The organism is Candidatus Chlorohelix allophototropha (assembly GCF_030389965.1).
Lineage (GTDB): Bacteria > Chloroflexota > Chloroflexia > Chloroheliales > Chloroheliaceae > Chlorohelix > Chlorohelix allophototropha.
The window spans coordinates 1973817-1997781 of sequence record NZ_CP128399.1; the positions used below are offsets into that span (position 1 = coordinate 1973817).

At 45.2% G+C, this 23965-nt stretch carries 25 protein-coding genes; 10 read left to right on the forward strand and 15 right to left on the reverse strand.

The features are described 5' to 3' along the window. The first annotated feature begins 18 nt into the window (after positions 1–18). From OZ401_RS08735 to OZ401_RS08760, 6 genes are read left to right on the forward strand one after another with little or no spacing between them, the layout of a single operon-like run. Positions 19–834, forward strand: coding sequence for a PH domain-containing protein (locus tag OZ401_RS08735; RefSeq protein ID WP_341467848.1), 816 nt, complete (start codon positions 19–21; stop codon positions 832–834). Between the two features lie 2 nt (positions 835–836). Then, positions 837–1691, forward strand: coding sequence for a purine-nucleoside phosphorylase (locus OZ401_RS08740; RefSeq protein WP_342398970.1), 855 nt, complete (start codon positions 837–839; stop codon positions 1689–1691). Positions 1692–1701: 10 nt separating this feature from the next. Then, on the forward strand, positions 1702–2730 hold the full coding sequence (locus OZ401_RS08745) for an asparaginase (RefSeq protein ID WP_341467849.1): 1029 nt from the start codon (positions 1702–1704) through the stop codon (positions 2728–2730). 4 nt (positions 2731–2734) lie between these two features. Beyond that, positions 2735–3070 (forward strand): GlsB/YeaQ/YmgE family stress response membrane protein, encoded by a 336-nt coding sequence (locus OZ401_RS08750; protein ID WP_341467850.1) that lies wholly within the window; start codon positions 2735–2737, stop codon positions 3068–3070. A gap of 7 nt (positions 3071–3077) precedes the next feature. Next, complete coding sequence (locus OZ401_RS08755) at positions 3078–3719, forward strand: cyclase family protein (RefSeq protein ID WP_341467851.1); 642 nt, start codon at positions 3078–3080, stop codon at positions 3717–3719. A 50-nt stretch (positions 3720–3769) separates the two neighbouring features. Further along, a complete protein-coding gene (locus OZ401_RS08760; protein WP_341467852.1) occupies positions 3770–5485 on the forward strand; it encodes an acetolactate synthase in 1716 nt (571 codons plus the stop codon). Here OZ401_RS08760 and OZ401_RS08765 read toward each other — a convergent pair. The 15 genes from OZ401_RS08765 to OZ401_RS08835 all read right to left on the reverse strand — a co-directional run bounded on the left by OZ401_RS08765 (position 5468) and on the right by OZ401_RS08835 (position 19869). After that, complete coding sequence (locus OZ401_RS08765) at positions 5468–5638, reverse strand: hypothetical protein (protein WP_341467853.1); 171 nt, start codon at positions 5636–5638, stop codon at positions 5468–5470. The two genes, OZ401_RS08760 and OZ401_RS08765, sit on opposite strands and share 18 nt — an antisense overlap. Positions 5639–5671: 33 nt before the next feature. After that, entirely contained in the window at positions 5672–6646 is a 975-nt protein-coding gene (locus OZ401_RS08770) for a GDP-mannose 4,6-dehydratase (protein ID WP_341467854.1), read from the reverse strand. Continuing rightward, positions 6643–7707, reverse strand: coding sequence for a glycosyltransferase family 2 protein (locus OZ401_RS08775; RefSeq protein ID WP_341467855.1), 1065 nt, complete (start codon positions 7705–7707; stop codon positions 6643–6645). The genes OZ401_RS08770 and OZ401_RS08775 overlap by 4 nt, the downstream gene beginning before the upstream one ends. Before the next feature lie 35 nt (positions 7708–7742). Further along, a complete protein-coding gene (locus tag OZ401_RS08780) occupies positions 7743–8924 on the reverse strand; it encodes a glycosyltransferase family A protein (protein WP_341467856.1) in 1182 nt (393 codons plus the stop codon). 2 nt (positions 8925–8926) lie between these two features. Then, positions 8927–9850, reverse strand: a complete 924-nt coding sequence (locus tag OZ401_RS08785) for a glycosyltransferase family protein (RefSeq protein WP_341467857.1) — start codon at positions 9848–9850, stop codon at positions 8927–8929. A 1-nt stretch (position 9851) separates the two neighbouring features. Beyond that, positions 9852–10943, reverse strand: coding sequence for a glycosyltransferase family 2 protein (locus OZ401_RS08790; RefSeq protein ID WP_341467858.1), 1092 nt, complete (start codon positions 10941–10943; stop codon positions 9852–9854). After that, entirely contained in the window at positions 10940–11974 is a 1035-nt protein-coding gene (locus OZ401_RS08795; protein WP_341467859.1) for a class I SAM-dependent methyltransferase, read from the reverse strand. The genes OZ401_RS08790 and OZ401_RS08795 overlap by 4 nt, the downstream gene beginning before the upstream one ends. Beyond that, positions 11971–12921: a LysR family transcriptional regulator gene (locus tag OZ401_RS08800; RefSeq protein ID WP_341467860.1), complete on the reverse strand. Its 951-nt coding sequence runs from the start codon at positions 12919–12921 to the stop codon at positions 11971–11973. Before OZ401_RS08800 ends, OZ401_RS08795 begins: the two co-directional genes overlap by 4 nt. Continuing rightward, complete coding sequence (locus OZ401_RS08805) at positions 12922–13296, reverse strand: MazG nucleotide pyrophosphohydrolase domain-containing protein (protein WP_341467861.1); 375 nt, start codon at positions 13294–13296, stop codon at positions 12922–12924. A 5-nt stretch (positions 13297–13301) separates the two neighbouring features. Continuing rightward, positions 13302–14111 carry a TatD family hydrolase gene (locus OZ401_RS08810; protein WP_341467862.1) on the reverse strand — a complete coding sequence of 270 codons (810 nt, stop codon included), beginning with the start codon at positions 14109–14111 and terminating at the stop codon, positions 13302–13304. 47 nt (positions 14112–14158) lie between these two features. Beyond that, the gene (locus OZ401_RS08815) at positions 14159–15136 is read right to left on the reverse strand and encodes an ATP-binding protein (RefSeq protein WP_341469867.1); all 978 of its coding nucleotides are present in this window, start codon (positions 15134–15136) and stop codon (positions 14159–14161) included. Then, positions 15030–16094 (reverse strand): DnaD domain-containing protein, encoded by a 1065-nt coding sequence (locus tag OZ401_RS08820; protein WP_341467863.1) that lies wholly within the window; start codon positions 16092–16094, stop codon positions 15030–15032. Before OZ401_RS08820 ends, OZ401_RS08815 begins: the two co-directional genes overlap by 107 nt. A 17-nt stretch (positions 16095–16111) precedes the next feature. Then, positions 16112–17548 (reverse strand): replicative DNA helicase, encoded by a 1437-nt coding sequence (gene dnaB / locus OZ401_RS08825; protein ID WP_341467864.1) that lies wholly within the window; start codon positions 17546–17548, stop codon positions 16112–16114. A gap of 367 nt (positions 17549–17915) precedes the next feature. Continuing rightward, positions 17916–18383: a 50S ribosomal protein L9 gene (gene rplI / locus OZ401_RS08830; RefSeq protein ID WP_341467865.1), complete on the reverse strand. Its 468-nt coding sequence runs from the start codon at positions 18381–18383 to the stop codon at positions 17916–17918. Positions 18384–18615: 232 nt separating this feature from the next. After that, positions 18616–19869, reverse strand: coding sequence for an MFS transporter (locus OZ401_RS08835; protein ID WP_341467866.1), 1254 nt, complete (start codon positions 19867–19869; stop codon positions 18616–18618). Positions 19870–20159: 290 nt separating this feature from the next. Here OZ401_RS08835 and OZ401_RS08840 point away from each other — a divergent pair, with 290 nt between their 5' ends. From OZ401_RS08840 to pepF, 4 genes are all read left to right on the forward strand, one after another. Then, a complete protein-coding gene (locus OZ401_RS08840) occupies positions 20160–20309 on the forward strand; it encodes a hypothetical protein (RefSeq protein ID WP_341467867.1) in 150 nt (49 codons plus the stop codon). 4 nt (positions 20310–20313) lie between these two features. Continuing rightward, on the forward strand, positions 20314–20841 hold the full coding sequence (locus tag OZ401_RS08845) for a SixA phosphatase family protein (RefSeq protein WP_341467868.1): 528 nt from the start codon (positions 20314–20316) through the stop codon (positions 20839–20841). Between the two features lie 125 nt (positions 20842–20966). Further along, positions 20967–21983: a dienelactone hydrolase family protein gene (locus tag OZ401_RS08850; RefSeq protein WP_341467869.1), complete on the forward strand. Its 1017-nt coding sequence runs from the start codon at positions 20967–20969 to the stop codon at positions 21981–21983. Between the two features lie 160 nt (positions 21984–22143). Then, complete coding sequence (pepF, locus tag OZ401_RS08855) at positions 22144–23949, forward strand: oligoendopeptidase F (protein ID WP_341467870.1); 1806 nt, start codon at positions 22144–22146, stop codon at positions 23947–23949. Positions 23950–23965: the final 16 nt, after the last annotated feature.

A 23965-nucleotide genomic window follows, 5' to 3' on the forward strand; every position in this document is an offset into this window, starting at 1 on the left:
AGAGAGGCAGGTTCACATATGGCGTACATTGACGATAAACTGGGACGTGGTGAGAAAATAATTCATCAAGGTCATCAGCACATTATCGTAGTAGCCCTCAAATCCCTTAAATGGGTAGGTTTATTTGTAGTAGGTTTTGTAGCAGCTTTATGGGTAGGTTTCGCGTGGAAGCCAAAAGCCGGAGACTGGACAAGTACCGCTCAAACAGTAGTGATACTGGCGTTGGCGTTGGGCTGTTTGATTGCTTTTGTAAAGTTGTTTATCGACTATCTGGTATGGCAAGCGGAAGAATATCTGGTTACCAATGAACGAGTCATCAAAGTCTGGGGGATAATCAACAAAAACCTCAGTGATAGCAGCCTTGATAAAGTAAATGATGTGGAAATGTACCAGTCAATGTTTGGCAGGTTATGGGGTTATGGCACTATCAAAATCCTGACCGGCAATGAAACAGGCGCAAATGAGTACGACTACATCAGCAATCCAAACGAATTCAAAAAAGCAATGCTGGATTCTAAGAACGGCTTTTTTGGAGATGCTTCGGATTTAGCGCGCCAAGAAAGAGCTATGCATGAACAGCCCCAACCCGCGCCCATTCCACAGCAACAACGTTATTATGATGAGCGTGGCGCAGGCGTTCCGCGCCAACAAGCGCAACCGCCAAACTACGGCTACCAAAATCAGCCCCAACCCGCGCCTAAAACTGCCCCTACCAATCCGTCTCAAGCGGATATACCTGCATTAATTGCGCAACTCGCCCTCTTGCGAGATCAAGGGGTTCTTAGTGAAGCCGAATTTCAAGAGAAAAAGAATGATTTATTAAGAAGAATGTAGGCATGGATAAAATATACGAAAAGGCGGAAGCCGCTACAGATTTTCTACGCAAGGTGCTTGAAGACAGGCTATCAAAAGTTGCTATTGTGCTGGGTAGCGGTCTCGGCGCTTTAGCCGATGAGTTGACCGATCAGGTAGCGATTCCCTACCGACAAATACCTTTCTTTTCCCAATCAACCGTAGAGGGGCATGCCGGGCAACTGGTAGCAGGTAAACTAGAGGGTATCCCTATAATCGCCATGCAAGGACGTTTGCATACCTATGAAGGTTACGACATGGCGACTGTAACCTTCCCGGTGCGCGTGTTGAAAGCGTTGGGAGTTGATATTCTCATCTTAACCAATGCTGCCGGTGGGTTGAATCCCTCGTATCAAGCCGGAGACCTGATGGGCTTAAACGATCATATCTTTCTACCCGGTATGGTTGGCAATAACCCCTTGCGCGGCTTTAACGATGAGAGATTAGGGACACGTTTCCCGGCAATCAATCGCGTTTACCCTCCCGAATTTCTTGATATAGCGGTGGAAGAAGCCGAAAAACTGGAGATAAATTTCCATAGGGGCGTTTACATTATGCTGACCGGACCAAACTTTGAAACGCCCGCAGAATTGCGCTTCCTGCGTGGAATCGGTGCCGATGCAGTGGGAATGTCCACCGTCCCAGAAGTTATTGTAGCTGCCCATAGTGGAATGAGAGTTTTGGGAATAAGCACCATCACCAATATGGCAACCGGTGCGCCGGGAGTTGAACCCAATCATCTTGAAGTGCTAGAGGTAGGCAAGCAGGCAGGGCCACGACTTGCCAAACTAATCAAAAATATCATTCCTCGACTTCTGGAGAGTTCAAATCAAGGATAGATTGGCTTAAATGAACCTGCTTGCTAACGTTATGCGCGGCAATATTATGGAAAGCCGTCATTATGGTTTTATTGCACTGGCTGACTCAAGCGGACGAGTGCTTTTGAGTAGCGGTGCGCCGACGGACGATTTTATCAGTTTCTTGCGCTCTAGCGCGAAACCGTTGCAAGCAATCCCGCTAATCGAGAGTGGCGCAGCTGATAGATACGGATTAACCGATAAGGAGTTAGCGTTGGCATGCGCTTCTCATAACGGTGAGCCTGAGCATGTGGAAACCGCGCTAGGCATATTGCGAAAGGCAGGTTTAGAGCCTGAATATCTGCGCTGTGGTAGCGATTACCCGCTTTATGAGGCTGCTAGAGATGCACTGTTAATACAGGGTATTGCGCCCGCTCCGCTCTTTAACAATTGCAGCGGAAAGCATGCCGGAATGTTGCTGGTATGCAAACACATGGGCTGGGAACTAGAAACCTACACCGAACCAGATCATCCGTTACAGCGCGAAATTATGGGTGTGGTGACAGAGTTTAGCGGACTTGACGCGGCGAACATTGCTACCGGAATTGACGGTTGCTCGGTAGTTTGTTTCGGAATGAGCACCGCTCGGATGGCTACCGCTTTCGCGCGACTTGCCGATGCCGCCTACTGGGAGAAACAAAATAAACCCCAACGCGCTATAGCAGTTAGGCGCATCGCAGCGGCAATGCAAGCGCATAGCTTTATGGTGGGTGGCACTGCTCGTAGCGATACCGATTTGATGAACTCGGCTGGCAGTAGTAAAATTTTCAGCAAGATAGGGGCAGAAGCAGTGTGGTGTGCCGGGTTTCCGGAACACGGAATCGGTCTTGCTTTCAAGATAGCGGATGGGGCAAGCCGGGTGCATCCGGCAATAATGGCGCGAATATTGCGACAGGCTCATTTGTTACCGGAAGCGGACATCCAGAAGTTTGAAGAAGTACAGCTAAAACCGATAACCAACAAACGGGGAACAGTAGTTGGCGAGTATCTCCCCATGTTCAACCTTCAGGAGTGGGCTTGAAACTATGCAAGACCTTAAAGACTGGCAAGATTTGGTTATTTTCTTCTTACTCGGCTTGGTAATGGGCTTATTGGCAGAATTGGCAGCGCGTCGCAAAATCTGGATTCCCACCCTCCAGCGTTTGATGGCAGCAGTGCTGGGAATTGTAGGCGGGTTCTTAGGTTCACTTGTCTTTAATGATTTATTTGGCTTACTAAATGAGCCGATTCTGGATCATGTCTCAATTGTACCTGTTTTAATTGGAACACTACTTCTTTTAGTGCCGTGGTGGTTGATTCGCTCAGGACGCACCAAGCTTTCCGCCAATCAGAAATGGCGTAAAAATTACTGGCGAAAGTGAGCTTTTCTTGAATTTTAACAAGCTCTACGATGTAAGTGTACCGATCCATCCCGGCTTGAAAGTGTGGCCCGGAGACCCTTTGCTTGAGATTGAGCAAGCCGATAAAATCTCGGAAGGGGCAACTGCCAACGTTTCGCGGATAAAAATGAGCGTGCATACCGGAACGCATCTGGATGCGCCTGTTCATTTTATTGAAGGGGCTACCGGAATTGATACTCTCCCGCTTGAGGCGTTGGTCGGTACTGTGCTGGTGGTTGAAATTAACCCTAGCGGGGCACACATCGAAGCAACTGACCTTGAGAAATTAGACTTGCCCGATACGTTTGAGCGTATCATCTTCAAAACCCGCAACTCTGAGTTCTGGAATGATAACACTTATTTCAGGCGCGATTTCGTAGCGATTAACCCTAGTGGCGCAGAATGGTTGCTGCAACACGGGGTAAAGCTTATCGGGATTGATTATCTCAGTATTGAACGGTTTGATTGTGAAGATTATCGCACCCATCACCTGCTACTCTCAAACAGGGTAGTTATTGTGGAGGGGTTAGACTTACGCGCTATCGAACCGGGCGAATATACCCTAATGGCGCTTCCTCTTAAAATCGAAAATGCCGATGGCGCACCTGCGCGAGTTTTGCTGGCAAAATAGAGCGACCTGATTAAAATTTAAATCTGCTTTACCCTTCAAAGGAGAAGATTATGGCAAAAGAGCATGAACAAGCCCTAATTGCTGAGTTCGGCGCAGAAACTATACATGGCGGGCGATTGGTAGCTCGTATGCTTAAACGTGAAGGTGTGGAAGTAGTATTCACTCTCAGCGGCGGGCATATTGCGGCGATTTACGAGGGTTGCAAGCATGAAGGCATCCGGGTAGTGGATGTTCGGCACGAGCAAAGCGCGGTTATGGCTGCCGAAGGTTGGGCGCGAGTCACCGGAAAAATCGGGGTCGCGCTGGTCACTGCCGGACCCGGTGTAACCAACGCTATGACCGGAATTGCCAACGCTTTCCAAGCAGGTAGCCCTGTAATAATTATTGCCGGACGCGCTCCTCTGTCACAGGATGGGATGGGTGGGCTTCAGGAATTGGATCATATCGGAATGGTACGCCCTGTTACCAAATATGCCCGCACCGTTTATGAGACTCGCCGCATCGCCCAATATGTAGGGGATGCCTTTCGCGCTGCTCTGAGCGGCAAGCCCGGTCCGGCTTTTCTCGATATTCCGTTTGATTTACTCAACAACCTGATACCGGTTACAGATGCGGTCATTCCTGCTCCCGGTTATCGTGCCATATACGGGAGTGAAGCGCATCCGCAAATCGTGGAAGAGGCTGCGGAGTTGCTGGCGCAAGCAGAACGTCCGGCTATAATGGCGGGTGGGGCAGTATGGTGGTGTCGGGGGGTTGCGCCCTTCCGCCAACTGGTTGAAAATCTTCAGATTCCCACTTATTTGAACGGCATGGGGCGCGGTTTGCTACCGAGCGACCATCCTCTTTTCTTTTCACTGAGCCGCAAGCATGCCCTTAAAAATGCCGATGTGTTGCTGATTATCGGAACACCGCTGGATTTCCGGTTGAATTTTGGTGAGGGTATCGGCGCGGACACAAAAATAATCTGGATGGATGTTGAACCGCGCGAAGTGGGCGTAAACAAAAGCCCAACGCTTGCTATTGCAGCGGATGTAGGCTTAGCGTTGGATCAGATAATAAGAGCCTTAAACCTTCCCGGCTGGCGCAATAAAGGTGAAAGCAACGCGCGACATGATTGGTTGAAAACTCTGCATGAAAATGAAGCCAAGCAACTGGCAAAAGATGAGCCATTGATGAACAGCGATGCAGTACCGATTCATCCGTTGCGTTTGTGTCGCGAAATCCGCGATTTTCTTGATCGAGATGCAACTGTTATCGGAGATGGTGGCGATATTGTAACGTTTGGGGCGCGGGTGATTCGAGTAAATGAACCTGCCCACTGGCTCGACCCCGGAGCAATGGGTACTTTAGGAGTGGGACCCGGCTATGCCATTGCCGCCAAATTGGCACGTCCTGATAAGCAAGTGCTATTGCTATTTGGAGATGGTAGCTTCGGCTTAAACGGGATGGATCTGGAAGCAATGGCGCGACAGAATATTCCGGTTGTATGTGTAATTGGCAATGACGGCGCATGGGGGCAGATAAAACATCCACAAAAGATGTTTTTCGGTAACAGCATCGCCGCCGAACTTTCTCAAACGGTACAGTATGAGAAAATGGCAGAAGGCTTGGGCGGTTACGGTGAGCGGGTGGAACGTCCTGAAGATATTTGCCCTGCTCTAGAACGAGCTTTTGAGTTTGCCAAACAACGGCAAAAACCGGCGCTGATTAATGTAATTACCGACCCAACCGTAGCTTACGGGCGTAGTTCAGTAGTAGGCTTGTAGAGGGTCTTGCGTTCGGTCAATGGGTAAGAACGAAACCTCTTTTTCCATGTTGACAGGCATAAAGCAGTTGAAAGCCAACTTACTCGTGGGTAAGCTGGCTTTTTGACTAAATCGCACAATTTCCATGTAGATGGCACACAATTCAAAGGACATTTTGCCATCCCATAGTAAAAGTTCTAACTCCGATTAGACATTCTCGTTGTCGCGAAAATGGTCTATTACGCGCCTCAAAATTTCATCCAGTGATACTTTAGGTTCAAATCCGATCATCTTTTGAACCTTAGTGATGTCCGGCACGCGCTCTCGGATATCTTCAAATCCTTCGGTATAGGCGTTGATATAAGGCACATATTCGATGGTGGATTTACTGCCGGTAAGCTCAATCACCCGACGAGCAAGATTTTCGATTGTTACCGGTTCTGGATTTCCGATATTATAAATCTTTCCTGCTGTATCTGGATGCGCCATTAGTTTTTCTAGCGCCCCTACAATATCGCCCACATAGGAGAAAGCGCGTACCATTTGACCATCATCATATACGGTGATATGCGAACCGGATAGCGCCTGCTTTACGAAACGCGGAATTACCATACCATATTGCCCGGTTTGGCGAGGTCCTACAGTATTAAATAGCCGAGCAACAAGCACCGGAGTACCCATTTCTCGGTAGTAAGCCAACCCAAGAAACTCATCCAATAATTTAGAGCAGGCATAACTCCAACGCCCTTTATAACTGGGACCGAGCAACAGGTCATCCGTCTCTGTAAATGGGATTTTTGTACTCTTGCCATAAACTTCGCTGGTAGAGGCAATTATGACTTTCTTCTTTTTCTTAGCTGCCCACTTCAAAACCAGTTCAGTTCCTTTGGTGTTGGTTTCGATGGTGCGAATGGGCGACTCGACAATTAGGCGGACACCCACTGCCGCCGCCAAATGATAAACCACATCGCAACTATCAATTAATTCCGCCAGCACCGGTTCGTGCATCATAGTATCAATCACATAATGAAAGCGTGGGTTCTCCTTGAGATGTTGGATATTATAAATGCTGCCGGTGGATAAGTCATCAATTATGTAAACTTCTTGACCCAAATTTAGCAAATACTCAGCCAGATGAGAGCCGATAAAGCCCGCGCCACCGGTTATCAGTGCTTTGGTCATGCTTTCCTCTTCAATAGTTTATCTATTCTTGTTCTAAGGTGAACCGCCTTACTTTTCAGCTGAAATTCCAGACTAGAGGAGTGTTCACTATCTAATCGCTGGAACTGCTCTTCCAGCTTTTGAATATGCTCGTTTTTGCGAGAAACTTCACTTTCTAGAAATTGGATATAGTCGGCGGGTGTCGTTGGTTGATCTGCAACAGACTTATTACCCTCAGCATAGGAATGTAGTAATGCTTGCAAGGTTTTATTGTCTTCTTCAAGGTGATTTGCCCACGCACGCACATCATCTGCCATTTTAAGTAACCTGCGAATGGCAAAATCTGTGGATTTCCCCACTTTATCGGGAAATTGTGCTGCAATTAATTGGCGGGCTTTAATCAGGCTGGTTCTCATGCGTTCTTCTTTACGACTGTTGTTGGAATCATGCATGCGGTAATATGCCCCTCTAAAATCGAGGTAGTGCACCTGACAGCCCAAACCGACTATACGCAGCCAATATTCCCAGTCTTCATTGGCTGCCAGCAAGTCTTTGTTAAAGTATCCGGCTTTTTGTATCCATTCACGCCGAACCAACGCGGTATGGATTGGGAATACGCCTTGTAACCACAAACTATCGAATATATCACCTTCCGCTGGTCCAAGGCATCGCCGCTTGCAAGAGTCCCACTCTTCAATTTCATCTTCACTCTTGGCAGCATAAAATTCAGAGTAAGACAACCCGTATTGAGGCTCATTTTCCAGTATTTCCACTTGGAGTTCTATTTTTTGGGGATGAAGCCAATCATCGCCATCCAGAAACTGCACATAGTCACCTGTTATAGCCGCGATTCCAGTGTTACGGGCAGTTTCAACCCCCGAGTTTTGCTGGTGTATTATTTTGATACGGGGGTTATCTTTATAACATGAGAGTATTTCAGGTGTCTGATCGGTAGAACCATCGTCTACAACTATAATTTCAAGATTATCGTAGGTTTGCTCCAAAACACAGCCGATTGTTTGGGTGATAAAATTTGCTTGGTTATAAACTGGAATAATAACACTGACCAACGGTTTGCTCATTTATTATTTTACCTTTTATTTAATTGTAGATTTCCTCATTTTTTAAGCAAAGCTCTGGCTTTTGTAACAAGCCTTGAGATATTATCGGCGATAATTTTGGAACCACGGACAGTTTTGGAATTTTGCAACCTATTCAATTCTTGCTCTAGTCCTTGTGACCAATGTTGTAACTCCTCGAAATTTCTCTGCCAGATATGATACTGTTCATCGAGTTTGAGTTTTGCTTCTTTAATCTCCAGCTTTGCCAATTCCCGGTATTCTTTTTTTTCTTCCAACACTTGCCGAATAGTGCTAACCTCAGTCAGAATAGACCAACTTTTTAACCAAGCCAACCGCTGCAATAAGGCTGTTTCCTTATCACTTCCCTGTTCTGTAGCAATAAAATTTATACTTATAGTTATTTCAGAGGCAGTTTCCACCTGAATGAAATTGGCAAGACGCATCAGAAAGACCCAATCAAATGGTACTTCGAGTTCTTCCCTGAATCGCAGTTTTGTGTCCTTAAAAATAACCCGTGGGATTACCAGACAAGCCAGCGGTACATTTGGGTGGTAGGCATAATGAAAAGAGTTAAAAGGGGTTGTATAACTAGGGTCAATATTTTCGACAGTATATGAAAAATGCTCGAGCGTATTATTTAATAGTTTTACCGTACGCGAAACTCCCAGAACCTGCATTATCTTCCGCGAACCATGCTCGGTTAGAGCTTTCTTAATAACTTCAACATGGTGTTCAAATAATAAGGTATTCTCATCAATAAAATTCAAAAAGATTCCATTTGCCGCTTCAGCCAGCGCATTAAATCTCAACGCGGGTTCTTGTTGCTCAATACCAACAATTCTGATTCTGTTAGCCAGAGAAACGGGTAAATATTGAAGCAAACTACTTATTTCCGGTTTGCAAGCTTCTGAAGTACCAATTATTACTTCGTAATCATCTGAGGATTGCACAAAGATGGAGAAAAGAGTTTCTTCCAAAAGTTCCGGACATAGTCCTGAATAATTGATTAATATTGAAATAACGGGGTAACTTAAAGCCTCATTCTCAATTTGATTAGTTAAAATCCCGGGATTATTCAGCCATTCAATCAAATCTGCTAAAGATTGAGAGGGAAATACTGACTCAAGTTCAGTAAGCCAGTTTGCTATGGGTATCTGATTTTCAGCTTGATTAATTTTACTGGTAGCAGATTGTGCGGTAGTTATAGGATCACTCATTATTAAAGTTGATCGCTCCTTCCAAACTTGTCACGGAACGAATCATATTTCCAACGGTGGTGGGCGTAGAAACCAGAACCTTCAAACCTAGCTACTTTCCGTTCCTCCGGCGTGGCAGGAGTCATATTTTCCAGCGCTTTTTCATAACCCTCAAGAATAGCTTTATTTATAGGTTCGGTATTTCGCTTCAGCCAGGCTAAGGCATTTTCGTTTAAATCTTCGCGCCCATATTTCGCTTGAAGCATAAGGCTATATATCGGCGAATAAAACAGCTCACTTTTGGAAGCAACTAAACCCGTTTGATTAAGTCGCTTTACATGATAAAACCAGCCATTCGGGCAATAATATATCTTGTAACCTAATGCTCGAATACGCCAGCTAATATCGGTATCTTCCGCATATAGAAAAATGTTCTCGTCAAAGCCATTACAGCGTTTAAATGCTTCATATTTTACAAGACTACACGCCATGCTTGCCCATGCACCCTCATAAGTTTGGTAATCAAAGGCTTTAGGATGTTCAAGAGGGTATTGACGTGCCTCAATAATGCCGTAATCGGGGTGAGTCTCTGCCATTGCAACCAAGCGTGAGAAAAAGTGATAGGGGAAAACTGTATCGGGGTTGAGAATTATTACCGCTTCGCAATCGGGTAATTCCTGAAACAGTCTGTTATGTCCTTTGCCAAAACCGAGGTTCTCATTAAAAAAAGTATATTTAAATGAGACATCCGAAACAGAGAGTTCCGCCTCAATTTGTGCAAGTTGCTCTTTATCCAATAGCGGTTCTACCGAGCAATCGCCCAGATGGAAAAATAATTGCCAGCCCACCGGAACTTGAATAACTTTTAGACACTCGATGAACTTACGGATACTGTGTGCTTCATTATGGTAGAGCAAAGTCTGGAGTTTAAGTAATTTCAATGGCATATTATTTTCTACGCACTCGCTCAATACCATTTTCAACCTTTAAGGCTAACCTTATGTAGCGATTGCTTTCCAACTCCTCCAATTTTTCTTTGAGTGTTAAGGCATAATTTTTGGTTTCTGACAAATCTTGTTCAAGCTTACGCACATATCTAGTTTGAGCATGATAAACTTCGTCTAGCTCAGAATAAGCATTCTCTAGAATATCATGATTTTCTTTTAGTTCATTGAAAGATTCCGATAAAGAATTGAAAGATTCCGATAAAGAATTGATAGATGCTCTCAACTCGACAATATTATAATCCTGACGTTGTTCCCAATTATTTTTTTCTTGAAAATATTCGGCAAAAAACCTGATCATTTCGACCGTTGTTGCTGCTACTTTTTCCGGGAAATCTTGAGCAATCGCGGTTCTTGCTCCAAGATAAGCATGCTTCATGCGCTCTTCATTTTTGCTTAAGCTCTCCGGGAAATCACGATAATAGACCAGTTTGCGGTTTAAAAGATACATTTTGCAACCGAGCGCCGCCAACCGCAACCACATTTCATAATCTTCGCAGCCTTCAACACCAACCCGAAAGCCCGGAGTTTGTATCAACCATTCACGCCGTAACAGCGCAGACAGCGGGGAAAACACATTACCAACCCAAAGAGCAGTTAAAAGCTCTTCCTGCAATGGCATTATATGACGGGTTATAGGTAGCTCTTCCGTAATACCCCGATCAGGATAGACTACATACCAGTCGCAATATACCAATCCAATATCAGGACGCGCTTCCATCACTTCCATTTGAAGTGCGGTTTTTTCAGGATGCAACCAATCATCCGCATCTACAAACTGAAAATATTCCCCTTGTGCCAGAGCAATTCCGGCATTACGCGCTTTAGATACTCCCTGATTTTCCTGATCAATTATTTTCACTCGCGGGTTTTCTGAATACGCCTGCAATACTTCCAGCGTATTATCCAATGACCCATCATTTATGACTATTACTTCAATTTCCGGGTAAGTCTGATTAAGTGCGCTATCTATTGTCTGAGCCAAATACTGCGCTTTGTTGTAGCAAGGAATGATAACACTGACGAGGGGTTTCATTTTATTATTTTCCTCTTAATACCACTGGCAAGTGAGGTTGCTTTCCCAGCCAAACCATTTAACCCGGAAGCATTAGCCTGTTCCATATTTTTGATTTGCTCTTCTAGGCTGGTTATATATTGAGTCTTATTTTGCCAATCCAATTCCAGTTGTTCATTGCGTTTTTGTAATTGTTCCAACTTCGAGAGCATGGTTACTCTTTCAGAATTCAGAGTATCATATTGTCCTTTTAGCCAGTCATGACCTTCTTGCAGAGAGGTGTTTTGCTGTTTCAACCAATCTATGCTCTCCACAAATTCTTTTTCGCGGCGAGACATAAAGCTTACTATTTCAGCGATATGGGTGGCATGAAAATTTTCAGCCTTGAGTAAAAGCTCGTCCCATTCAAGAATACGTGCAGCATCGCCAAGATAATCAATTGCCCAGTTTTGGGGCTTGCCCATCCAACCTTCAGGCTTACGATAGCAAAACCAAACCAGATAATCCGGTACATTTTTATAAAAAGACTCTTCTAGCTCAGGCAAGTGAATCAAACCTTGCGCACTAAAAGCGGCTCGCCACCATTCTTTGGGTTTAAGCGAAATATGCGACTCTATTCCGGCATGGGCAATGGAGATGCTAAGACAGATATATTGGCGTGAAATTCTAATAGTTTCATTTATTAAAAGTGGTAGTTGTGAGCGCGGCACATGTTCGAAGGCTTCAGAACTAAACACAAGGTCAAATGAATTATCTTCGAAGGGAAGTAGACTATCAGAAAATTGAATAAAACGCGCTTTTGGAGCTGCTTTTGTGGCTTGATCGAGCGCAAATTGGCTGACATCTACTCCGGTAACATTATAATTCTCATCTTCTGAGAGTAATTTGCATACTTGCCCTAGACCACAACCAATATCCAATACCGATTCCAAACCGCTGATTGCTCTGATTGTGGTGACTTGACCTCCATATAGAGCCTTGCTTTGATACCAATCGTTATTAAAAAATTCTTGGTCGTAGTATTCGCTATCAAAATTAGGCTTTACGGTCATTTTTGAATTTTCTCCTCAACCAATTGAGTACGTAGGTATTCCCAAAGTCTGTCTTGTGCAGGGGAGGGTTGGCGATCCAGATTTGCTGCAAGTTTTACTAGGGTTAATTCACGACACAAGGCAGCGCCTGCTGCCTGTTCCTGCACTGAGAGTTCAATTCTCGCAATAGCTAACGAACCACCTACTGCAAAACGAGTAACTACCGATTCGCTAATTAACCCAACCCCTAGCCCATTTTCAACTGCCAGCGCAACCCCTTCACCGCTATCCATTTCAGCTACAACCTGTAAGTCACTATAAGTCATACCGGCAGAGCGCAGCGCTAATTCACCCATTCGGCGTGTCTCCGAACCGGTAGAGCGTAAGATGAAAGGAACACCTTTTAAATCAGTTATTTTAATTTGCTTACCTTCCCACTTATGCCCAATGGGAACTGCCAACACAACCTGATCTTTAGTTAGCATCAGAGAATCAAGACCACGTTGACGTGTCACACCGGTAATAATACCAAAGTTAATTTCTCTTTCCAGCACCATATTCTGGATGGTTTCTTCGTTCATTTCGTGGAAAGAAAACTGTACTTTATCATAGCGTTCGCGGAAAGATGTAAGTAATTTAAGAAAGGAATAAAGTGCCGCAGCACTATTACGCCCATAACTAATATTAAGCCGACCTCGCAAATCGCCCAATCCAGCGCTAAAGTGTTCTTCTACCAAATAAGCTTGGGATAATAATTTGCGAGCGGGTTCTAGCAGGCTTCTACCCGCTTCGGTCAGTTCGATTCGTTGCCCGATTCGGGAAAATAGCTTCACACCATAGCGTTCTTCGAGGGTACGCACTTGCATACTGACTGCGGGTTGAGTCAGATGTAATTCTTCGGCAGCAGCAGAAAAGCTTCCCTGCTCCACCACCGATAGAAATATTTGCAATTGGTACATACTTATCATTTAAAAACCCATTCCCTCAAACTGGTCAAGAGGAAATTTAGCATGATTGCGTGCGAGTTTGTGGATGAATGCTTCTGACAACTCCAACCCATAAGCATCGGCTAACTTTAGCATGTGAAAATATACGTCCGCCAGTTCGTCCGCCAATTCTTCGAGAGTGGAGACTGCCGCACCACGCATTTCTTGCACTTCAGCGCGGCGACTTTCTAGATGGGTAATACTGCGGGCTACTTCTCCTAATTCTTCCATCGCGTGAATTACAGTGTAATAGCGCCCCTCGGTGTCGCGCGGCGACCAACCCCGTTCTTCAAGGAATTTACGCACTTCACGTTGACACTGCGCCACTGTCAGGTTTTCAGGCTCAAGTTCTTCCATGTAATTTATTGTATCCCAAATAGCTCTTTTACATTTCCCCCGGTGATCTGAACCACCTCATCATAACTGATTGCCTTTATTTCGGCAATTTTTTCAGCTACAAATCTTACATAAGCGGGTTCGTTCCTTCTTCCCCGAAAGGGATGAGGAGTCAGGAAAGGACAATCGGTTTCTACCAGTAACCTGTTCATAGGTACAATGCTGGCAACCTGATGACGTTCATGTGCATTTTTATAGGTGACAGGTCCTGCCAGAGAAATATATACGTTTTCGCCTAATTTAAGACAGTCCATTGCCTCTTGGGGTGTACCTGTAAAACAATGCATCATAATTGGCAATTGGCTAGCATAGCGGCGAAGAAGGGCAATGGTATCAGCCATCGCATCTCGGCAATGGATTACAAGCGGTAGCTTTACCCGCCGCGCCAACTCGATTTGCTTCAAAAAATATTCTTCTTGTAGTTCGGGAGTGGTATCTTTGTGATAATAATCCAGTCCTGTTTCGCCAATCGCTACGATTATATTAGGGTTGTCAATAGCCAGCTTTTCTAAATAAAGCAAGGCTTCATCAGGGTTTTGCTCTCGATTAATATCGTTAGGATGTAAACCTAACGCCAAATAAATATAGCCTTGATTCTGTCGCGCTAGTTCGAGCGAATTTTGCCAGCGCGAAGATTCAATCCCTACATTTATGATTCGCTCAATCCCATTTGCCTTAGCGCGTTCTATGGTTTGATCACGGTCATGATCATAATGTTCGAGATCAAGATGTGCATGCGCATCAATTAGCACTGTCTGATTTTTTCCTTGAAACACTAATTCCCCCTACCTGTTCGGAAGGGGGAAACTAAATTCTTTAGTTATTAGCGGTGGTCGCGGCGTGTAGGTGGCGTGTTATTTCCAACACGAGTATTGTTTTGCGGCTTATTCCCCCTAGACTCAACGCCCTGATTTGTTCTTGTCCAATCACGGTGTTCAGGAGGCAACTGTCTATAGTCATCTGCTTGGTTAAACAAAACCAAACGACATAGAGCCGCATCGCCTATACGTGAACGAATCCGACCATCCAACATATCCATATCCACATTAGTGGTGAATACTGTTGGTAGCTTCAGATTATAGCGGTGATTGATAAGTTGGTAAAGCTTTTCACGCGCCCAAGGGCTGGCATTTTCTGTACCTAAATCGTCCAAAATTAACAAAGGCACATTTTTGATTTCTTCAAAGCGATCATCATAGCTACCGCCGGTAGAATTGGGGTCAAAAGAGGCACGGAGATAATCGAGCAAATCAGGGACAGCCGTGAAATATACCTTCATTTTGAGGTTGCGTAGCGCATAATTGGCAATTGCAGCGGCAAGGTGGGTTTTCCCGGTGCCAAAGTTGCCAAAGAAAAGCAACCATCCGTTGGGGTCACGGGCATATTGCACAGAGATTTCGAAATTTTCGCGCACGCCCCTAAGGCGATTAAAATTTTCAAAGGTCATATTGCGGAAAGCATCGAGGTTACTGAGCTTCTTCAGCCTCTCAAATTCGCCCGCAAGTTGTTCGTCTATTTTACAACCGCAAGGAATAATCCTCCCAAAGTTGGGGTCACCAACCTGCGCATCCATTCGTAACCAGCCAGTTCCTCTGCAAACCGGACAAGAACCCGGCTCTGGCGGAAGCTCAGGGTAGATTTCCTGTTGAGGTGTAACTACGCGCCAACCTTGTGGAATCCGCCTTTGGGGAAAATCATTGTTTGTCTTTGGAGTCTGGTCTGGTTCGGCGTTGGGCGTTGAGATAGGCGTATTTGCCGGTGGTATATTTGGAGTAGTCGATTGCTGCATCGCCCGGCGCATGTCTAGACCCAGATCTTCCAGACCGATTCGGCGTGGCATGTCTTCGCGATCCCGACGTGGCTTCTGACTCTTGGGGCTGCGTTCCAGGCGTTCCTGTTCCGCTGCCTGCCAGATCAGATCTTCCATTTCTTCCGCGGGCTGCTTGTCCTTCTCGTTCATATCCATAATTCTCGCGCCCTTCCGTAGCCCAATTTTCCAATATTCTAGAGATATAAGCCCAGTTTCGCCGATTATATGTTACTGCTTGTTGGAAAGCATCTTCCAACCATTCTATCGGGTAAAGCTTTGTAGCTTCTCCAAGTCGCTCACTCAACATAGGGGTTAATACCCCAATATTTTGCTCGTAAAGAGTATATACGTCAGGTCGGGCAGATTGCAAACGCACTTCCTGCCAGCGATTGATTGCATTCCGTGCGCCTTCCACAGAGTCATATGAAGCATTTGAGGCAGTATTCCATTCAGGAAAATCAATCCCGCTCACCAAATTGGTGTTTTCCAGCGCAACTTTGCCGCTTTCGAGGTCTGCTATAAAAGTACGGTTACCGGAGGTATTTAATAGAAACCATGTCACAGCGCTAGGCTCGGTCAAAGGCTCGAAATCATTCCCTTCGGCAAAATCGTTGGGGGCAGGCGCAACCATCAAACGCAAGAGCGAACCACGAGTAACTGCCAATTCTAGACCTTCGCGTAATAGCTCAACAGTGGGACGAGGGTCTCCCGGACGCTTCAGCCCTTCCAAAAGCTCTTCATTGCGCGCCAATTCCCAGTAGCCAACCCATTTGGGTTCGCCCCGTTTTTGACCTGCTAAGTAGAGAATATAAAGCACAACTTTTAGTTCGCTAAGATTATTGATGCTAGGCAGCAAGCGGGTAAAAAAACTGGCAGGAACTCCGGTCAGGCGTAAATCCCCTGACTTCCCACTATCAAAACCATTAAAAAGATTAGATGGCAAAGCCATTAAACACCTACTTTGCCCTATTGGCGCATGGTTTCAAGGTCAGTAAAGCGCGTGGTCTTATTATGGAAGAAGAGTTGGACTGTTCCAACCGGGCCGTTGCGATGTTTGGCAACATGGACTTCAGCAATATTCTTTTTCTCAGTTTCCGGGTTGTATAGTTCATCGCGATAGATAAACATTACAATATCTGCGTCCTGCTCAATCGAGCCTGACTCACGCAAGTCGCTTAGCTGTGGTACATGGCTGGTGCGGCTTTCCACTGCGCGGCTCAACTGGCTCAAGCATATAACCGGAATATTGAGTTCGCGGGCAAGCGCTTTAAGATTGCGGGAAATTTCCGAGACTTCTTGCACCCGGTTCTCATTGCGAGAGCCGATCATCAATTGGAGGTAGTCAATTACCAAACACTCGATACCGTATTCTGCATGAAGGCGGCGCGCTTTGCTACGCAATTCCATAATGGTTATGCCCGCCGAGTCATCTATGTAGATAGGCGCAGTGGCAAGCCGTCCAAATGAGCGGGTTAATCTATCCCATTCGCTTTCATCGACATATCCGGTGCGTAAACGTTGCGAGTCAACGCCCGTTTCCATTGCCAGCATACGCTGTACTAACTGCTCTCGCGACATTTCAAGGCTGAAAACGCCAACCGGACGATTATTTTTCATCGCCATGTTATAGGCAAAACCTAACGCAAGGCTAGTTTTACCGACAGCAGGGCGGGCAGCAAGGATAATGAGGTCAGAGTTCTGGAAACCTCCGGTCAAGCGGTCGAGGTCGGCATAGCCGCTCGGCACTCCGATGATTTCACCCCGATGCTCATGGAGATACGCCAAGCGGTCAAAATATTCTTCTAGAATCGAGCCGACTTTTACAGCGTCACGTTTAACCCCGTCTTGTACTACACCAAATACGAGTTCTTGCGCCTTATCCAGCATTTCCTGCGTTTCGATACGATCATCGAAACCGAGGGCAGTTACCTGCGCTCCGGCAGCAATCAAGCGGCGCATAATAGCGAAGCGAAGCACAATTCGTGAGTAATATTCGACATGCACCGGAGTAGCGGTGGCGCGAATCAGGTTTATCAGGTAACTCGACTTAACCTGACCGTCCCCTTCACCAAGCCTTCCACTCCGCCGCAATTCATCACGTAACGTAATAATGTCGCCGGGAGCGCGCTGTTGGTAAAGACTCATGATAGCCTCATAGATAGAGGCGCGTTCTTCTCCAAAGAAATCGGTAGGCTTAAGGATGGGGGCAACTTTTATGACTGCATCTCTATCAATCAGCAGCGAGCCAATTACTGCCTCTTCCGCTTCAGGGCTATGGGGAATTTGCTTCTCAACAGGGGCAGAAGCTTGGATATTTGTATTGAAGCGGCCTCTAGGGTTTTGCCCTCTCAGGCTATCGCGGTTATATTCAGGGTTGGGGGAGTAAACTTGCTCAACGGTCATAGCCAGACCACCCTTTTAAACTTGATAGCCCGACTACAATATAAAAGCTGAAGCGTGCGCAAATAAACCTTTTCGGTAAAGCACAGACAACAGCCTTTGCTTACAACCGTCCAGAAGCGCCACAGAGTCTGTTTATATACGCAAAAAGGGTGTCTTCTTTCAGACACCCGACACGTAAATATACATAACTCCGCGCTTTGCAACGCGCTACAAATGAGCGCCATTAATGAAATGGCTAGACTCACTTTGAGGATTATTACCTTGCGTCGGGGACAAGGCGTAACCCATAAATTATTATGTTTTTAGAATGGCTGGCAAGGCTTGCACCTTGCCGATTACATAAATTCTAACTCTCGGTTGAAACGGGTTATTCGGCAGTCTGTTCTTCTGCCTCGCCCACCACTTTTACCGTTACCTTAGGTGCGAGTTTGCCTACTAATTTGATAGCAACCTCATAAGAACCGGTAGTGTGAATGTTTTCGGTGAGTTCAACCTTGCGGCGATCAATTTCATGACCGATTTTTGCACTCAAAACTTCAGCAATTTGAGCAGCAGTTACCGAGCCATAAAGGCGACCCTCTCGCCCAACCTTGGCAGTGATGGTGAGAGTTTGCTTAGCAATAAGTTCTGCCAGCGACTTGTTTTCTTCTTCAAGCTGAGTTATACGGCGTTCTTCCGCAGCTCTTTTGCGTTCAACTACCTTTACTGCGCCTACAGTAGCAGGTCTTGCCAATCCGCGAGGCAACAAAAAGTTGCGCGCGTAACCGTTTGCTACTTCTTTAATCTCACCGGTGTTTCCCAGGTGAGCAATCTCCTGGGTCAAAATGACCTTCATTGTATCTAGATTTCTCCGCGTTTCTTTGAATTACGAATATAAGTTCCAATATCGGTTTACACTTTATTATACCATTGACCTACAGACATGGCAAGGTGAAAACGTGGTCTGAATTTAGCCTCGTTGCTTTTTTGCACGAGGTGCGGGAGCAGCAGGTTATTGCCCTAAAAACGTTTCTTGTAACAGTCCTGAAACCGTAACATCACAGTTGAGAAGGCTACTAGGCTAACTGTTATAACTTATTTTCGGGGTCTGGTCTTTTGGAGTTCACTCCAGATTCTCTAAAAAGCATAAGCCAAAGTAGCAGCATAATTGCAGTCAGAACTAATAGGTACGGTAGTAAACTCCATAAGCCCAGTTTTTCTGCTAGATTGCCCGCCAGCCAAGGGAAAAAAGCCGCGCCCATACTACCCAAACTTACCAGAAGCCCTACTGCACTGGCAAGTAATCTTTCGGGAACAATGTTGGAAATAAGCGCTATAGTGGTGGGAAATATAGGACCCAAACTGTAGCCGCATAGGGCTAAACCAATGGCAAGCCAAACTCCCGAAGTACCTGCCAAAAAGATTAGTATTAAAATACCACTAACTGTCCCAGCCAAACAACCCCAGATTAAACGTTGCGTACCAACCCATTGCGAAACTCTAGCCAGCGTTAGCCTACCCAATGTCAGCCCCATCCAGTAGCCGCTTACCAACCAACCCGCAAACCAAGCAACTTGTTCTCTCTGTTGGGTGAGCCAACTGTAGCCCCAATTTCCCAGACTTACTTCACTTCCAACATACAGGAACAAGAATAGCGCAGTTAGCCAAACAACTTTTAGCTTTAAAGCTGCCAGCAAAACATTTTCACCTGATGTTTGTGCCTCTTTAGTATGTAATTCTTGTTTTGCTGTTTCGAGCGGCTTGCTGAAAACCAACCGGAAGCTAATCAATACTAGCGCTGCCAGAAAACACCATACATAGTAAGTGTTATTCCAACTCCAGCCGTTGTTAATCACGAATGAGGCAGCTAATGGTCCTGAGAGCGCCCCTACCCCGTAAAAGCCATGCAAATAATTCAAAATAGCCGAGTTGTGGGGCCAACTGGCGACATAGGAATTGACTCCAGAATCGAGGGAGGCTATTCCAAATCCAAGACTAAGCCATACCAGCATCAACAAAACGAAGGGAGGTTGTAGAGTTACCAGAAAAGCTCCGGCAAAGATTATAGCAGTTCCAAAGAGAATAAAGTTTCGATGCCCGAATTTTTCAACCAGCAAGCCACTGAGTATTGCTGCCGTCAAATACCCGCTAGTACCTGCCAGAAATAAGAGGCTGACAACTGCTTTATCAAGACCATAACTTAGCTGGATGGAAGGAATCAGTACCCCTACACCACCTTCAGTAGCGCCAATCAGAATAAATGCCAGAAAAAGCAGTGCAATTTGCAGTCTTTGAAGCGGTTTCATACTTGAGGCGCTAACAGGGTTACCTTCAATTACCATAATTTATATTTCTTCGTGTTTCTGCCCGTTATAATTCGTTTTATAGCTAATATTAATCCTTATACACGTATAAACACGAAATGTCAAGATGATATAAGAATTACTGTGAGGATATTTGGTATTTGGATAGCAATTTAGCTTTAATTATTGATTATATTGTAGCTACTATCGGCAACCATGAGTATAATACATACGAAACAAATTATTTGGATAATCAGTTTGTACCAACCTACAATCCGAGATTATAACCTATTGTCGCATAATTGAAAGGCTTTCCGGGAAATTTTATAATGCTAGAACCGTCAGAGAATACTCCTGAAGTATCGAACGAACAGCCAAAAGTCGGTCTGGGCTTAGGCTTCTGGATAATTATTATACTTTTTTATCTTAGTTTGGTAATTATGCTTTTCACTGTTTTACTTATAATTGCTTTGAAGTAAAAATATGAATTCAGCAAATAGTGAAACACTTGTAGTACTTATCAGACATGCCGAGTACGAATTGCCCTACCCTGCCGGGGACTCTATGCGCCCACTGACACAGCATGGGAAAAGGAGTGTGCAAATTCTGGGCAATGGTCTGGTCAAAAATCTTCCACCTATCCACTTCGAAGATACTCTAGCTTATACCAGAATCATTTTTACCAGCCCCTTCCTGAGAGCAGCAACAACTGCTAGGCTACTTTCGACTCAATTAAACCCTATTGCCGGGGTGCATGAAGTGGATGAACTGGCGTTGCAATCTCCAAATGTAGTCAATTGGAGTCTTAAAACAATTGTTGCTAACCTCGGAGTAGAAAGCCTAGTATTTGTAAGCCACATGCCTGAGTTAAACGCTATCGGACAACGTTTGAAAACCGACCTCAAACTGGATTTACAGCTATGCGAAGCTGCTTGCCTGAGTATTTCCCCTAATGCTTTAGGTTTCTGGCAAGTCGGTAGCGCTCAATTACTGTGGAAAATCAAAGGGTAATCCGACAATCTAGGGAAATTTTTCCGGAACAATCCTATAATCGTATCTAGATAAATATAGAGCATTTTTATTGCTTGTTTCGGTTTGCCTTTAATTGTCTAATCTGTCTGGAGAGGAATTATAAAATGATATACCGCCAACGTGAGGAATTTTCCCTTGACCGATTAAACCAGATGCAATGCTATCTGGCGGAAGAAACTATTGATGATTATCGTGCAGGACACATGAGTCGGAGGCGAATGCTAAGACGCTTGATATATATTTGTGGCAGTAGCGCCGCAGCAATGTCTTTGCTGGCAGCCTGCGGGGATTCTACCGCAACCAACGTTCCAGCAACCTCTACTGCTACAACTACCATAGCAACTACTACCACTGCTGCTACCACCACTACCTCGGTGGCAGCTACTACGGCAGTCGCTGTAAAAAGTCCGCTCAGTGTCGCTGCAAATGACCCTGCGGTGGATACCAGCGAAGTTACATTCCAAAGCGATACTCAGATGTTCGGGTATCTGGCAAAACCAAAAGCGTCCGGCACTTATCCGGGAATCATTGTCATACACGAAAATAGGGGATTGACAGACCACATTCGTGATGTAGCGCGGCGATTGGCAAAAGCGGGATATATTGCATTAGCGCCTGATCTGGTATCCAGAGCGGGTGGTACTGGCAAACTTTCCGCCGACCAAATTCCCGGATTCCTCTCTCAAGCTAAAATTGAAGATTTGGTGAAAGATTTAAACGCCGGGGTAACCTTTCTGGAGAAACAGCAAGGGGTAAAAGCTGATAAATTAGGAGTGGTAGGTTTTTGTTTCGGGGGGTCTTACACCCTCCAATTAGCTGCTGCTAACCCTAAAATCTTAGCGGCAGTGCCCTATTATGGTGTAACCCCTAATCCTGCTAGCATAATGAGCAAGACCAACGCGGCAATTCTGGGGAACTACGGAGCAACAGATACTCGTGTGGACAGCACAATACCTGATCTAGAAAAAGTCATGAAGGACAACGGCAAGATTTACGAAAAGAAATTATATGATGGAGCAGGTCATGCCTTTAATAATGACACAGGCGCAAGCTATAACGAACCTGCGGCACTGGCAGCATGGCAGGCAACCCTCGACTGGTTTGGCAAATATCTCAAGTAAATTTCATCAAACCGTTTATGAGTAAGTCAGTATGGGTGAGTAGAAGACTCACCCTTTTTATATGCTTTTGCTCTAAAAAATGTGCGGAAATAGGCTATAATACCCCTTACATTTTCCTGAAAGAATACATGATTTAATTGAAAGGGGAATATAGATAAATATGCAATCACTATCAAAACGCGCCGAAATAGATGAGAAATACAGGTGGAATCTAGAAAGCATTTATGCTACTGAGGCTGATTGGGAAAAGGATTTTATTGCGGTAGCTGAAAGCTTACCGGGGTTGGAAGCTTTCAAGGGCAAATTGGGCGAATCAGGTAAAGTTTTGTTTTCTTGTTTGCAAAGACAGGATAAGCTTATGCTCCAAATGGAGCAAGTGGGGGTTTATGCTCACATGCGCCGCGATGAAGATACCACAAACACCCCCTACCAAGCATTATACGATCGGGCGATGGGCTTATGGTCACAACTTGGGGCAGCCGCATCATTCATAACCCCCGAAATTGTAGAACTTTCCGATGAAAAATTGGCGGACTTCTTCAAGCAAGAGCCTCAGCTAGAGCTATATCGTTTTGCATTAGAACAGATAATGAAAATGAAACAGCATACGCGCTCTGCAGAAGTTGAAGAAGTATTAGCTCAAACTTGGGAAGTTATGAGTGGACCAAGTAACATCTACGATATGCTGACCGATGCTGACTTCAAGTTCGGCACTATTTTGAACGAGAAAGATGAAGAGGTAGAAGTAACTCACGGTCGTTATATCAGCTATCTCGAAAGCCAGAACCGCAGAGTTCGGCAGGATGCTTTCAAAACCCTATATGCTACCTACGCGAAATATAGTAACACGCTTGCTTCAGTCTATGCCACCTCCGTTAAAGCGGATATTTTTGGAGCAAAGGTGCGAGGCTATAAAAGCAGCCTTGAATCCAGTCTGAAGCCGTTAAACGTACCGCTTGAAGTTTATTCAAACTTATTAGAAACGGTAAATAAAAATCTGCCCACGCTTCACCGCTATTTACGGGTACGTAAACGCATGCTAGGGCTAGATGATTTGCATATGTACGACCTTTACGTGCCGTTGGTAGCCCAAGCAGATCGCAAAATTCCATACGAAGAAGCAGTCGAAACGGTAGTCAAAGGGTTGAATAGGTTGGGAGAAACATATGTGCGCGAAATGGCAACAGGTATAAACTCGCGCTGGATAGATGTTTACGAGACTCCGGGAAAATCTAGCGGTGCTTACAGCAGCGGAAGCTATACAACCCAACCCTTTATCCTGTTAAACTATCAGAATAATTTGGATGGTATGTACACCTTGGCGCACGAACTCGGTCATTCCATGCACTCTTTCTATACCAACAAAAACCAGCCATTTCCCTATGCCAACTATAGCCTGTTTGTAGCTGAGGTAGCTTCTATCACCAACGAAGCGTTGCTGACTGACCATTTGCTTGGGCAAACCACCGATTCGGCGCTGCGTATGTACCTAATTAACGCTGAATTGGAAAAATTCCGCACTACTCTTTTCCGCCAAACCATGTTTGCTGAATTCGAGTACGAAACTCACCGGCGTGCTGAGGAAGGTGAAGCCCTTACACCTGATTTGCTCAATAGCATTTACAAGGAATTGAATGTCAAGTATTATGGCGCAGAAACAGTAGTGGATGAAGAAATAGCCTACGAATGGTCGCGTATTCCGCATTTCTATCGCGCTTTCTATGTGTACCAGTATTCTACCGGAATTTCAGCGGCTGCCGCACTTTCAAAACAGATTATAGAAGAAGGCGACCCGGCGGTTGAGCGATATTTACAATTCCTCAAAAGTGGTTCTAGCAAATATCCTACCGATCTACTGAAAATGGCAGGGGTAGATATGACTACACCACGCCCGGTACAACAGGCGCTTGATCATTTTGCTGATATGGTGGATAAATTTGAGCAGATGTCTCTGCAAACTGTTTAGTAGTAACCTGCAATAA